The organism is Roseateles terrae (assembly GCF_014192155.1).
GTDB lineage: Bacteria > Pseudomonadota > Gammaproteobacteria > Burkholderiales > Burkholderiaceae_C > Roseateles > Roseateles terrae.
Map to the genome: position 1 here is coordinate 230,568 of NZ_JACHXO010000005.1, position 13,637 is coordinate 244,204.

General features: G+C 67.2%; 10 protein-coding genes and 1 pseudogene. 3 read left to right on the top strand and 8 right to left on the bottom strand.

The annotated features are described in order from the left end of the window. Window positions 1-50: 50 nt before the first annotated feature. Together FHS28_RS15145 and FHS28_RS15150 are read left to right on the top strand one after the other, a co-directional pair. Complete coding sequence (locus tag FHS28_RS15145; protein WP_184294965.1) at window positions 51-1,241, top strand: hypothetical protein; 1,191 nt, start codon at window positions 51-53, stop codon at window positions 1,239-1,241. A gap of 257 nt (window positions 1,242-1,498) precedes the next feature. Further along, window positions 1,499-3,919 (top strand): hypothetical protein, encoded by a 2,421-nt coding sequence (locus tag FHS28_RS15150; RefSeq protein ID WP_184294968.1) that lies wholly within the window; start codon window positions 1,499-1,501, stop codon window positions 3,917-3,919. 332 nt (window positions 3,920-4,251) lie between these two features. Here the strand turns inward: FHS28_RS15150 and ylqF are convergent. The 8 genes and pseudogenes from ylqF to FHS28_RS15190 all read right to left on the bottom strand — a co-directional run. Beyond that, window positions 4,252-5,211 (bottom strand): annotated as a pseudogene (ylqF, locus tag FHS28_RS15155) (ribosome biogenesis GTPase YlqF); the annotation flags it as partial. Between the two features lie 39 nt (window positions 5,212-5,250). Further along, window positions 5,251-5,778 (bottom strand): copper-binding protein, encoded by a 528-nt coding sequence (locus tag FHS28_RS15160; RefSeq protein WP_088451930.1) that lies wholly within the window; start codon window positions 5,776-5,778, stop codon window positions 5,251-5,253. 56 nt (window positions 5,779-5,834) lie between these two features. Continuing rightward, on the bottom strand, window positions 5,835-7,256 hold the full coding sequence (locus tag FHS28_RS15165) for a multicopper oxidase family protein (protein ID WP_088451932.1): 1,422 nt from the start codon (window positions 7,254-7,256) through the stop codon (window positions 5,835-5,837). A gap of 19 nt (window positions 7,257-7,275) precedes the next feature. Then, on the bottom strand, window positions 7,276-8,742 hold the full coding sequence (locus tag FHS28_RS15170) for a TolC family protein (RefSeq protein WP_088451934.1): 1,467 nt from the start codon (window positions 8,740-8,742) through the stop codon (window positions 7,276-7,278). An 81-nt stretch (window positions 8,743-8,823) separates the two neighbouring features. Further along, window positions 8,824-9,366, bottom strand: a complete 543-nt coding sequence (locus FHS28_RS15175; protein ID WP_088451936.1) for a hypothetical protein — start codon at window positions 9,364-9,366, stop codon at window positions 8,824-8,826. 110 nt (window positions 9,367-9,476) lie between these two features. After that, on the bottom strand, window positions 9,477-9,818 hold the full coding sequence (locus tag FHS28_RS15180; protein WP_088451938.1) for a TonB family protein: 342 nt from the start codon (window positions 9,816-9,818) through the stop codon (window positions 9,477-9,479). Window positions 9,819-9,890: 72 nt separating this feature from the next. Next, on the bottom strand, window positions 9,891-11,435 hold the full coding sequence (locus tag FHS28_RS15185; protein ID WP_088451940.1) for a methyl-accepting chemotaxis protein: 1,545 nt from the start codon (window positions 11,433-11,435) through the stop codon (window positions 9,891-9,893). 295 nt (window positions 11,436-11,730) lie between these two features. Next, complete coding sequence (locus FHS28_RS15190) at window positions 11,731-12,435, bottom strand: YggS family pyridoxal phosphate-dependent enzyme (protein ID WP_088451942.1); 705 nt, start codon at window positions 12,433-12,435, stop codon at window positions 11,731-11,733. 25 nt (window positions 12,436-12,460) lie between these two features. Here FHS28_RS15190 and FHS28_RS15195 point away from each other — a divergent pair, with 25 nt between their 5' ends. Beyond that, entirely contained in the window at window positions 12,461-13,504 is a 1,044-nt protein-coding gene (locus FHS28_RS15195) for a type IV pilus twitching motility protein PilT (RefSeq protein ID WP_088451944.1), read from the top strand. The last annotated feature ends 133 nt before the right edge of the window (window positions 13,505-13,637 follow it).

Here is a 13,637-nt window from a genome sequence, read left to right on the forward strand (position 1 = left end):
GTCGGGACGCCCACTGCGCTGTGCAGCTGGATCGCGCAGACCATCGCTTCATGGCGAAGATGCTCGATGCCATCGACCCGCATGCATTGCCAGCGGACAGCCGCGAACTGCTGGTGCGCTGGCAACACCTGACCGCATGTCAGGCAGCGGAGCCCGATCAGTACCGGGTCTTCACCCATCTCGAGCAGCTGTCCCTGAGGGAACTGATCCAGCTGCTGAGCGACGTGCAGGCGGTGAACTGCCGAGCCACGCGCGGCGGCTGGCGGCCGGCGAACAGCCGGGAAGCGCAGGATCAGCGTCATCTGCTCAACTGGATGAATGCGTCGCGGCCGATGCGGGATGCCGGGCCGCATGCCCGGACCGAATCCTTGCAGCGTCTGATGGCCGGGCGCCAGCTGCTGTATCAGGCCGCCGGTCTGAGCACCGACCTCTGCCTCGGGTCGGACCAGACGCCTCCCCGTCTCCCGGAAGCCGCGCTGCTGCGCGACCTGCTGGCGCCGACCACACGTGCCCATGTCGCATTGCCAGCGGATGCGGCCGCCGTCCCGGGCCTCCTGGACCTGTTGCTTCTGCTGCCCGTGCGGACCTGGCGCCTGCAGGACCTGCGCACGCTGGACGCCCTGCTGCAGTCGGATTCGCCTGCCGTTCGCTCGCTGGATCTCAGCGGCCTGTCCGCACCCTTGCGCCCGGAGGCGCGGGCGCTGCTGAACCGCGCGATCGAGCAGCTTCACAACCTGCACGCCGTGCGTCTGCCGGCGGGCACCCCTGGGGATGTGCTCCCGTCGTCCTGGCGGTCCGCCGATGATTCACGGGGTGTTGTCTTCCTGCGCACCGGCCGTCCGGACGGATTGACCCTGCTCGATGACGCGGTGAAGGCCTGGGGCGGAGCGCCCTTCACCACCGCGATGCCGATCGCGCGCATCGCCAGCGATCCGGACGCCGCAGCGCTGCTGCACTGGACTGCGCTGGCCGGCCATGCCTGCGCCCACACACCGGAGGGGGCTGGCCTGGGCAGGGCAGTCCTGCGCATGCTCAACGGCGCGGCCGCAAGCCCGCTGCGTCTGCAATGCCTGGCCGATGCACTGCGGCAAGCCCCCCCCGGCCCGGACGCGTCGCCCGCTCATTTCACCGTCTCGCTGGCGGCCGCGCTGCTGTCGGAACTCAAGCTCGGCGTACCGGTCACAGGCCTCGGCGGTCGGCGGCCGTTGTCGCCGGACCCGGCAATGGCACGCAAAGAATGAGGAGGGAATGCAGAGGTGTCCGGGAACCCGCACCCCACTTCGATTGACGCTGAAAAAGCCTTGGGAAAGCGTTGAACAGCACGGGTTGTCTTGTGCCACTGAGCGGCGTCGGCGTTGTCCGCAGTGTCCGGCCATTGGATCCACACGGTCTTCACCGTGCGCGATCCGTGGTCCCCCTTCTGTTCCCTCAATTGGGCCCATTTACGATGTATCCCTCTCCCACGCATTCGCCCCTTGCGACAGGCAACGTTACTGCGATGGCAGCCGCCTTCTCAGCACCCCCGCAAGGCCCGGCGGCGACTCTCGGTGCCGGGGCAACGGCCTCCCCCGCGACAACGCCGACCGCACACGATCCAGAGACCTGGACGAGCCTTGCCAATCTGACCCAGATCATCGACAAAATGCGGGAGCAGGTCGGCCAGGTCACCCTGGCCAGGACGGATCTGTCCCGTCTGAACACGGCACTGCAACAGGCCGATCCCGTATGCCTGCCGCCCGACCGCCATGCGTTGATGAACGAATGGCGGGCCGAGCTGCAGCATGCACTGGCCGTCCCGGACGAAGGCGCCAAGCCCCGCGTGGTGGCGGGGGGCGAGCGGTTGACGAGCCTCCTGAGCCTGCTGCGGGATGTGCAGATCACGCACAGCCGTCCCGCCCTGCAAGCCCGCTCGGACTCCAGCCAATGGGAGTCACTGCCCCCCTCCAAACAGAACCACATGCGCAAGCTGGGTGAATGGATGAGTGAAGGCAGCGGTGCTCAACGGGCGGCTCGCACGGCGTTTGGTCGCCAGGTCGCCCTGCAGTACGCCGGGTTGTCGAATGAATTGAAGGTCGGCGCCACCGGCGTTCCGCTGGACCTGCCTCACGCGGATGTGCTGCATGGCCTGATGAATCCGAGCACACGCGCCCACGTCACGCTGGCGGGGCCGGTGGGAGGCCGAGACCTGGAGCACTCGCTGTCCGCGCTGCCGCTGCGAACCTGGCATGTCAACGACACCGACCATCTGCGATGGGCGGTCCAGCAAGCGCCTGTCAACCTGCAGACCCTGGACCTCCATGACTGGGAGGGCGATCTCGATCTCGAAGCCGTGAGCCTGCTGAGTCAAGCGGCTGAGGCGATGCCGAACCTGGCGAGCCTGATTCTGCCGTCACGCGTCGATGGGTATGTCCTGGGCGATGCGTGGGAAGCCTCACCGGGCGCCAGTGGCTGGACCTACAGCCTCAAGGACCGGCCCGATATCCTGTCGCTGCTGGATGCGGCCGTGGCGAGCCTGGACGGGCATGTGCTCGGCACCCGCACTGCCATTCGACACGTGGCGAACAAGGCCGATGCCGCCTGCCTGCTGGCGTTCGCCGAGCGATTGAGCGCCCATATCGACTTCCGCCTGGGTGCCTTGCTGCTTGACATGTTTACCCGCGCAGCCACGAGTGACGAGGACCTGCGGGGCTATGCGGAAGCGTTGCGCAAGGCCCAGAAGCAGGGACTGGGGCCCGTCGAGACGATGGACGCGGTGCAGGAGCCAATGGCGGCGCGCGTATCCACGGCGGCCCAGCTCGGGGCCGAAGCGCCGCGAGCAGGTGTCTGGGCGGGGACTGTGAGTCGTGAGACGACCCCCGTGGCTGGTCCTGCGCCCGCCGCCGTATCCCGACTGGCCGCAGACATTCCCTCCCGCACTGCCGACCGCCGACCGGCGGTGCCCCCACGCGTCGCCTCGTCGGCGACCCTACCGTCCCGGGGGCACGACACGGCCGTCAGGACCGCCGCCGCGGAGACACCTGCCGCCGCCGCGTCGCCGCCCTCCACAACCGTGCAACGGCGCTTCCAGGGCGCTCCCGTGCTCACGCTTCAACGGCCCCCAAGGCCCACGTTGGCGCCATTGAACCGGTCAAAGCCGGCGCCGGTCCACGCGTCCTCTCCGGCGCAGACCGTCGTACGCTCGAAGGTGCCTCCGCCACCGCCGCCTCGCGTGAGCAGTGTGCCGACGTCCCTCGCCCTCGCCACAGCCCGGGCCACGTCCGAGTTCTTCGCCTCCAGCGGGCTGGCCTTCGAGCAGCCGTTCAGCCCGATCAGCCTGGACGGCGCCGACAACGAAAGCGTCGGCCCGCACGGCTCCGGCTTCGAGACGGATGTCAGCGGACTGGACAGCCCGGACGGATGGCCCCTGCCACCGTTTCCCGAGGCCGCCGAGTCCTCGCCGGAGCTGTCTTCTCAGGCCGCACCCTTCCGGCCGGCACCGCCGCCGACGCTGGCCGACGACAGCGCGATCAGCGCGAGCGACACCGAGTTCGCGTCGAGCACGCTGGAGAGCTCGGTCTCGGTGCAGAGCATGGTGTGGAAGCCGGCATCCAGGCCATCGGCAGCGGGACCGGCATGGGCTTTCACTGCAGCGGCAGCCCCAACGAGGACCATTGATACGCCGGCGCCCGCATGGGCTCGATTTCCCCGGCCGACTGCGGTGCCACCCGCCCCGCCGCGGCGAGCACCGCAGCTGGCCTCCAAAGCGACGACCGTCGGCACGCTGAACCTGACCCCGCCCGGGTCCTCGAGAGCCCCGACCGTCCAGGCATCCAGGCGCGAGCGCGACATCGAGCTCGCGGCTCTGCGGGCCCCCAATGCGGAGCGAAGGCTGGAACGTGCCGCGATTGAGGCGAAGCTGACGCAGACGCTCAAGCGCTGAGGCGGAACGCCGACCCCGGCAAGGCGGGGTGCAACTGTGCTTCGCCCAGCTGACGGCCGCTGTTGCGGCGCCCGTCCGGATCTGCCTCGCAGGCCGGACTGGGCCAGTTCCGCTGGCAGTGCCGAAGCTCAGTCCGGATCGATGGACTTGCTGTCTTTGCGGTGTGGTTCCACCGCGTCTGCTGGATCGTCTGCTTGGCGGTTCGGGAGCGCTTCATCGGCGGCCGGATCTTCGTTTTCTTCGAAGTCTTCGGCGTTGCCGGACACTGCGAACTCGTCGGAGTATTCGAGGTCTTCGTCGTCCTCGTCGTCCTCGACCTCCTCGTCGTCCTCAGCACCTTGCGCCATCCGCTGCCGGTCCGCATCCCGCGTGCCGCGCAGCGCCAGTGCCTTCTGCGCTTCCTTCTCCAGCCGCCGTGCCTCGACCTCGGCGGCGGCCTGCTCCGTCCAGTCCGCGAACTCTTCGGGCGTCTCGAGCGTGATGCGGCCAAGCTGACCCTGTCTCAGGTCATACAGCAGCACTTCCGCCGCCTTCTGCATGTTGATGCGTCCACCGCCGAGCACCGCGCCACGGCGTTTGCCGATGGCCTCCAGCAACTCGGTCTCGCTCAGCTCATCGCGCGCGGTGATCTGGTAGCGCGATTGCAAGGCCTGCGGATAGTGGCGACGCAGATAGGCCAGCAGGTCCAGCGCCACGATCTCTTCCTCGAACGCATTGCGGCCTACGGCGCCGCTGGCTGCCAGGTTGATGCCGGCCTGCGGCACTTCGATCTTGGGCCACAGCATGCCGGGCGTGTCGAACAGGTAGACGTCCTTGTCCAGGACGATCTTCTGCTCGGTTTTGGTGATGCCGGGCTCGTCGCCGGTCTTGGCCATGCGCTTGCCCACCAACGTGTTGATGAGCGTGGACTTTCCCACGTTGGGAATGCCGCAGACCAGCACCCGCAGCGGCTTGTTCATGCCCCCGCGGTTCGGCGCAGCGGCCCGGCATTCCTGGGCCAGTGCGCGGGCCAGGCCCGGCATGCCCTGGTGGATGGCAATCGCGCGGGTGTCCGGCTGTGCACGGTAATGCGCCAGCCAGGCCTCGGTACGGGCCGGGTCGGCCAGGTCCTGCTTGTTGAGCAGCTTCAATGCGGCCCGGCCGGCGGTCAGCTGCGCCAGCAGTGGATTGGCGCTGCTCGCCGGCACGCGCGCGTCTAGCAGTTCCACCACCACGTCGATCCCGCTTTTCATGCGCTCACGGATTGCGCCCCGGGTCTTGTGCATGTGCCCGGGAAACCATTGGATAGCCATGGGGCGATTGTCCGCGATCGCGGACCCGCCCCGAAAGGCTCAATGGTGGTGCGGGTGTCCGCCGGTGTCGGCGGCTGCAGCGGAGGCGGCTGCGGAGGCCGCGGAAGCGCTGGCTTCCGACGCTTTTGCCGCCGACGCCTTGCCGTCAGACGGGGCCATCGGCTGCATCATGGGCCGCCGCAATGCGGTGATGGTCAACTGGCCCTGCGGCGCTTCCGCCTGGAATTCGATCCGGTCGCCGGGCTTCATTGCCCTGAGCTGCTCGGCGGTCAGCAGGCCCGGCTTGAGGCGGAACACCATCGTCATCGCGCCCATGTCCAGATGCGGGATGTCGCCGTGGCGCACCGTCAGGCGGCTCTGGGCGGCATCCACCCGCCGAATCTCGCCAGCCACCCAGGTCTGCGGAGCAGCGGTGGCGGAATCGGACCCGGCGGGGGTGACCGTCTGGGCCTGTGCGGCGGAGAGGGGCAGCAGGACGGCCAGGCCGGCGCAGAGCATCAGGGTGGTCGCGGCGCGTGCCGTCCTGGAAGCGGGGACGGTGCGGGCGTGTGTGTGTTGGGTTGTCATGAGGGAAATTCCAATCAAGCTTGAGAGAGGCGTCAATCGGTCAGGGTGGATGCGAGTCAATGGTCATGACCGCCATGCCCGCCCGGCTTGCGGACCTGGAGCGGGGGTGTCCTGGGGGAGGCAGGTCCGGACGTCGGCGACGATGCGGACGACGGGGAAGATGCCGGCGCTGCGGAGGGGGCCGGCGGCGCATCCGCCTCCGACACCCGCCTCGCCACGGTGCCCGCCGGTGCGCGGAACCAGCCCGGATCACTGTAGTCCCCGGGCTTCTGATCCGGTCGCACCTTCAGCACGCTGAACATCCCGCCCATTTCCAGCGGCCCGTGGGGCCCCGTGCCGGTCATCATGGGCGCGGTGTTCTCCGGCAAGGGCATCGCCATCGCTCCCATGTCCGCCATGCCTTTGTCACCCATCGTCATGTAGTCAGGAATGATGCGGTTGATGCGGCTGGCCAGCCCCTTGTGGTCGACGCCGATCAGGGTGTCGACGTTGTGTCCCATCGCATTCATCGTGTGGTGGCTCTTGTGGCAGTGGATCGCCCAGTCGCCGGGCTCGTCCGCAATGAATTCGATCTGCCGCATCTGACCCACCGCCACATCGGTCGTGACCTCCGGCCAGCGCGCGGACGGCGGCACCGGTCCACCGTCGGTCCCCGTCACCTGGAACTCGTGACCGTGGATGTGGATCGGATGATTGGTCATCGTCAGGTTGCCCACCCGCACACGAACCCGGTCGCCCTGGCGGACATTGAGCGAGTCAATGCCAGGGAAGGCGCGGCTGTTCCAGGTCCACAGATTGAAGTCGGTCATCGTCATGATGCGCGGGGTGTAGCTGCCCGGCTCGATGTCGTAGCTCGCCAGGAGCAAGCAGAAATCTCGCTGCACCTGCGCAATGTGGGGATGACGACCCTTCGGATGGGTGATCCACAGACCCATCATGCCCATCGCCATCTGCGTCATTTCGTCGGCATGCGGGTGATACATGAAGGTGCCGGGCCGGCGGGCTTCGAACTCGTAGACGAAGGTCTCACCCGGCTTGATGGCGGGTTGGGTAAGGCCTGACACGCCGTCCATGCCATTGGGCAGGCGCTGGCCGTGCCAGTGCACGCTGGTGTGTTCCGGCAGTCGGTTGGTGACGTAGATGCGCACCCGGTCCCCTTCCACCACCTCGATGGTGGGGCCGGGCGACTGACCGTTGTAGCCCCAGAGCCGGGCGGTGCAGTCGGGCGCTATCTCCCGCTCCACCGGCTCGGCGACCAGATGGAACTCCTTGACGCCATTGCGCATGCGCCAGGGCAGGGTCCAGCCATTGAGGGTGACCACCGGCTGGTAAGGGCGACCGTCCGGCGGCAGCAGCGGTGCAGCGGTATCGGCGGTGGTGCGGATCACGGGTTCGGGCAGGCCGGCCAGCGCTGCGCGGGCGACGCCGGTGGCGCTCACGGCGGCCATGCCGGCAAAAAGATGTCGTCTGGAAATCATGAAGGTTGCTTGCGGCCGGTCAGTGAGCGGAGGCGCCGTTGCGAGGGGGCGTGGTCGCGGATGCGTCGCCCGCGGTGGCGCTACGAAGCGCGCCGGCGCCGTCGAGCGGACCCAGCAGCGATTGGGACAGATCGGTCTCCGCCAGCCAGTAGTCGCGTTCCGCTGCAAGGCTGGCCGTCATCAGCCGGGCCTGCTCACGCGCGTCCGCCAGCAGGTCGTTCACCCCCAGCAGCATGCCGTTGTAGCGGAGCAGGGTTTCGTCGGAGATCTGCCGGGCCAGCGGCAATACCTCCTGCTGATAGCGCCGGGCGGTGCGCCAGGCCTGGTCGGCCCGCAGTTGCGCGTCGCGCACCTCGGCCTGGGCGTCGAGGGCGACCTGGGCCGTCTGTGCGAGCGATTGCTCATAGGCCTGTCGCGCCCGCGCAGTACGCGCCTGGCCCCAGTCGAAGAGGGGCAGCTCCAGACTGAGGCTGGGGCCGTGCTGGGTGGGTTCGGTGTTGCTGCGATTGTTCTCGTAGCCCACTTGCAGGACGTTCACCAGGCGCGTCTGGCGGGTCAGTCCCAGCGAAGCGGCGAGCTGGCTGCTCTGACGCCGGGCGGCCTGGATGTCCAGGCGCTGATCGATCGCCTGCTGCTCCAGCGCCGGGGTGCTGCGACGACTGTCGGGGACCGGGGGCAACTGCTCCGGCAGGCGCAGCGAGGCGGCGGCGGCGCTGTCCAGCCCCAGCGCCCGCAGCAGGGCCGAGCGGTCGCGGGCGGCCTGCAGGCGCGTCTGATCGACCCAGAGCCGTGCATCGGCCTGGACGGCCTGTTCACGGGCCAGGCGATAGGCGCTGATGTTGCCTGCCTTCTGCATCCGCAGCGCGAGTTCGGCGCCCGCTTCGGCGGCGTCAAGCACCGTTTGGGCGTGCTGCAGTTGCGCCTGCGAGGCCACGGCCTGAATCCATGAACGGCGGGCCTGAGCGGCCACGGCCAGCACCTGCTGCGCGGCTTCCAGCTGCTGGCGCTCCAGCGCCTGGGTGGCGGCGGTCTGGCGAGCCCCGCGGCCGAGCAGGGCGGTGAGATTGAAGAAAAGGCCGCGTTCGATTTCGGTTTCTTCGCCGCGTACCAGGCGACCCAGATTGAGCACGGGATTGGGCCAGAGCAGGGCCTGGACGCGGTCCGCATCCGCCATGCCCAGGCCGTACAGCGTGGCCTGGAGGCCGCGGTGGTTGAGCAGGGCCAGTTGCACGGCCGCCTGCGCATCCAGCGGCTGGGCGAGCAGGGCCTGGCTGCGCTGCTGCGCCGTGTCTCTGGCCTGCTGGTTCTGCTGCCAGGGCAGGTCGGCCTGCCAGTGGTCGCGGGTCAGGGCCTGGACCGGGGCGACGGCCTGATCCGGCTGCAGGCTGGTACAGCCCGCAAGCCCCAGCAGCACCAGCGGCACGAGCAGTACCGGGAGGCCGCCGGGCGCCTTCAGCGCGGACGGAAAGTGGAAAGAGGGAGACATGACGTCCTCGTCAGCAAGGGCGCGCGGTGAAGCGCACCAACACACTCGCGGCGGCTCAGCGGGAGCCGCACAGGGATAGGTTCAGGCGAGGGAGAGCTTGGGCGGACGGTCCGGGGTCGACGGCTGGCGTTCCAGCAGGGCGGTCGGCACGGCGGCGGGGAGCGTATCGGCCAGCGGTGTGGCGGCAACGGTCAGCGGCATGACCGGCAGGGCGACGCCGATGCAGCACTGGGCGCAGAAGCTGCAGCCGTGATGCGAGTCGGTCGAATGGTCGGCCGGGGCGGCGAAGTGGGACGGGGCAGCCGAGGCCGCGCTGGCATGTGCAGCGGTATTCCTGGCATCTCTCGCGTTCGCGGCATCCGTATCGTGACAGGGCAGGGCTTGCGCATCGGTAGCGACGGCCGGGGCCTGCATGTCATGCATGCCATGCGCTGGCTGCATGGCGTGCGCGCCATGAGCGGGGGGCATCGCCGTGGTGATGGCCGTGGTCACGGGCGCAGCCATGCCCATTTGCATCGTCACTGCCAGTGCGCCTTGCAGCGGCAGGCAGAACGCCATCAAGGCGAGCACCAGCCAGCGGCTCCAGGAGAGCCGGCGTGAGGCGGAGGAGTGCTGCGATCGCATGACCGTTCAAGTGTAGATCACACCGCTTCCCGTGTCAGGCAGCGCCTTATGCATCTTCCTCACGTTGAGACCGGCCAAAAAAAGCCGGTGCATCCACCGGCTTTCCTTGATCAGTCTTCGTTCTTGAAGACCAGCTTCACTTCGTGCGTCTGCTTTTCGCCGCTCGGCTCAAAGCGCCAGTCCATCAGGGCGCGGGTCACGGCCTTGTCGAAGACCTTGCGCGGTTCCGCTTCCAGGATTTCCACGCCCGAGACCTTGCCGTCCGGATCGATGTTCATCTTGGCGCGAACCGAACCGGTGCTGATCGACTGACGCGCTGCTTCCGCCGGGAATTCAGGCGGCACCTTCTTGATGATCTTCGGCGTGGCGTGGGCGCCCACCGCCAGCAGCATCGCTGCGGCCAGGCCGATCAGGCCGCGGGTCATGGACTTCGTGTTCAGGAGTGTGCTCATCGGGGACCTCGTACGTCTTGGAGCTGATTCATCCGGCCGGATGGGCCGGAAGGGGTCATTGAGGGGAGAGGGTCAGGCTCGGAAGAAACCGACTGCGTTCACCAGACGGGTCGAGCTGTCGCGCAGCGAGTCCGTCGAGCGCGACAGGGCTTCCACCAGCGTCGTGTTCTGTTGCGTGGTGCGGTCCAGTTCGTTCATGGCGTTGTTCACCACGCCGACGCCTGCCGCCTGTTCCTGGGCCGAATGCGAGATCTCTTCGATCAGCTGGCCCATGTTGTTCACTTCGTCCACCACCGATCGGATGGTGGCGCCGGCGTTGTTGACCAGGGCGGTGCCGTTCTCGACCTTCACGGACGATTCCTGGATCAGCACCTTGATTTCCTTGGCCGCCTGCGCGCTGCGCGAGGCCAGGGCCCGCACTTCCGAGGCCACCACCGCGAAGCCCTTGCCGTGCTCGCCGGCACGGGCGGCTTCCACAGCGGCATTCAGCGCCAGGATGTTGGTCTGGAAGGCGATGCCGTCGATGACGCCGATGATGTCGCCGATCTTGCGCGAGCTGGCGCTGATCTCTTCCATCGTCGAGACGACCTGGCTCACCACATTGCCGCCGGCCGATGCCGACTGGCGAGCCTTCGATGCAATGGTGGAGGCCTTGCGGGTCAGCTCGCTGGCACCGTTGAGGTTGGACGCAATCTGCTCCACCGACGAGGCGGTGTTCTGCAGGCTGGCTGCCGAGCGGGCGGTGCGGTCGGACAGATCGACGTTGTTGCCGGCGATCTCGTTGGAGTTGTGGGCCACTTCGGTGGCGGCCGCGCTCACACTCGCGACCACGCCGGACAGCGCCTGCTGCATGTCACGCATGGCGTGCAGCATCTGCGCCAGCTCGTCGCTGCCGTTCACTTCAATGTTCTGCGACAGGTCGCCCGAGCTGATCGCCTGAGCGGCATCCTTGGCCTTGCGGGCCGGCACCACGATGGAGCGGGCGATCGTCAGACCCCCGACACCGCCGATCAGCACGGCCACCAGCACCAGGCCACCGGTCACGATGATCGACTGGTTGGCCAGCTTGGCGCCGGACTCCGCCAGCGAGCGGGCGTTGCTGAACTGCAGGTCCACCAGGCCCTTGATGTTCTCCTGATACGCCTGCTGCGCCGGGCGCACGTCGGTGATCAGGCTTTCACGGGCTTCGTCCGGGCTGCCGTCCTGCTGGATCTTCAGGAACTTCGAGACGGCGGCGGCAAACTTCACCTGGTTGTCATGCACCTTGGCGACGAGCTCCTTGTCCTTGGGGTCCGTCACCGAACCTTCGAGGTCCGCCAGCTGCTTTTCGCTGTCGGCGACGGCCTCGGCAATGGCGGCCTTTTGCTTCTTGATCTGACGGGCCTCGTCCAGCAGCAGCAGGTCCCGGGCCGCACGGGCGATGACGCTGACGTTGCCTTCGAGGGCATTGGCGCCGGCAATCTTCACCAGGCTGGAATTGGCGGTCTGGTCCAGGTCGTGGGAGAGGCGGCCGGCATTGTGGGCACCATAGGCCCCAATCACGATCAGCAGCAGGATGAGCAGGGTGTAGCTCAGCGTCAGGCGTTGCCCGATCCGCAGGCGGGACAGAAACGACATCGATTCCCTCGCATGGAATAAGTTCTAGAAGTCCGGTGAAGCCGTTCTGAGACAGCTGATCAAATCACCTGGCACGTCGACTTCGACCAAATCATCGACGGGCTTGAACCACTCATGGCGAGGCGCCTTTCGGAGCGCGTGAATTCTGACGCGTCACTTGCAACTGATTGAAAAAACCGTGTCCACTTCTATCGGGTTCACCCTAATAGGGTTGCCACCCGTTCGAAGCAAAACACCAACACATGGGCGGGATCCGCCGGACCAGAGCGAACTGGTCCGGTCCGGTCCGATCGCCTCAAGTGGAGGCCGGGCGCTGGCGCTGGCCGAAAATGGCTGAGCCGACGCGCACCAGCGTGGACCCTTCCAGGATCGCCGCCTCCAGGTCGCCGCTCATGCCCATGCTGAGGGTGTCCAGGGCCAGGCCTTGCGCCTGCAGTTGCTGCAGCAGCTCCGCCAGCCTGCGATGCGGCGCCCGTTGCGCCTCCAAGGTGTCTGCCGGCTCGGGGATGGACATCAGCCCGCGCAGGGTGACCCGCGGCAGGGCGGCGACGGCCTGCGCCACCTCGGGCAATTCCTCCGGGGTCAATCCGCTCTTGCTGGCTTCGCCGCTGATGTTCACCTGCAGGCAGAGCTGCAGCGCGGGCAGGTGGTCCGGTCGCTGGTCGGACAGCCGCTGCGCAATCTTGAGCCGGTCCACGCTGTGTACCCAGTCGAACTGTTCAGCCACCGGGCGGGTCTTGTTGCTCTGCAGCGGGCCGATCATGTGCCACTCGATCTGCGACCGCAGATCGGCCAGTGCCGCGATCTTGTCGAGGCCTTCCTGCACGTAGTTTTCGCCGAACCGGGTCTCGCCTGCGGCGTGGGCCGCACGCACATCTTCGGCCGGGAAGGTTTTTGTTACCACGAGCAGCGTGACGCTGTGCACAGGTCGCGACGCCTGCTCACAGACGACCGCCATGCGGGCCCGCAGCTGTTGTATGTTCTCGGGGATCGTCGCCATAATCGACCAGGCTAATTGTTATTCCATGGACATCACTCAACTGCTGGCATTCTCGGTCAAGAACAAGGCTTCTGACCTCCACCTCTCGGCCGGACTGCCGCCCATGATCCGGGTGCATGGAGACGTGCGCCGCATCAATGTCGAGCCGCTCGAGCACCGCCAGGTGCACGACATGGTCTACGACATCATGAGTGATGCACAGCGCAAGGCCTACGAAGAGACGCTGGAATGCGACTTCTCGTTCGAGATCCAGGGCCTGGCCCGTTTCCGGGTCAACGCGTTCAATCAGAACCGTGGCGCGGGTGCGGTGTTCCGGACCATTCCATCCAAGATCCTGACGCTGGAAAACCTGAACGCCCCGAAGGTGTTCGCCGAGCTGGCGCTGAAGCCGCGCGGCATGGTGCTGGTGACCGGCCCGACCGGTTCCGGCAAGAGCACGACGCTCGCCGGCATGGTCAATCACCTCAACGAAAACGAGTACGGTCACATCCTCACCATTGAGGATCCGATCGAATTTGTGCACGAATCGAAGAAGTGCCTGGTCAACCAGCGGGAAGTCGGCCCGCAGACGATGAGCTTCTCCAACGCGCTGCGCTCCGCCCTTCGTGAAGACCCGGACGCGATTCTGGTCGGCGAAATGCGGGACCTGGAAACCATCCGTCTGGCGCTGACCGCTGCGGAAACCGGCCACCTGGTCTTCGGTACGCTGCACACCTCCTCCGCCGCCAAGACGGTGGACCGGATCGTGGACGTGTTCCCCGCGGCGGAAAAGGACATGGTCCGCGCCATGTTGTCCGAATCGCTGGTGGCGGTGATTTCGCAGACGCTGTGCAAGACCAAGGACGGCAACGGACGCGTCGCCGCCCACGAGATCATGCTCGGCACCGCCGCCATCCGGAACCTGATCCGCGAAAACAAGGTGGCCCAGATGTATTCGTCCATCCAGACCGGCAACAGCCTGGGCATGCAGACGCTGGACCAGAACCTGACGGAACTGGTGCGCCGCAACATCATCTCCCCCGCCGAGGCGCGGGCCAAAGCCAAGTTCCCCGAGAACTTCCCCGGCTGAGCGCCTACCCTTCGTTACCGTTGCGGCCCCGATGCGCGTGAAGATCGCGCATCGCCGCACGGAAAATGCGCAGCCTCGGATGGACCGGACGGCCGCTGGCGCCTATCCTTGCTGACGCATTTCCCCGATCCCT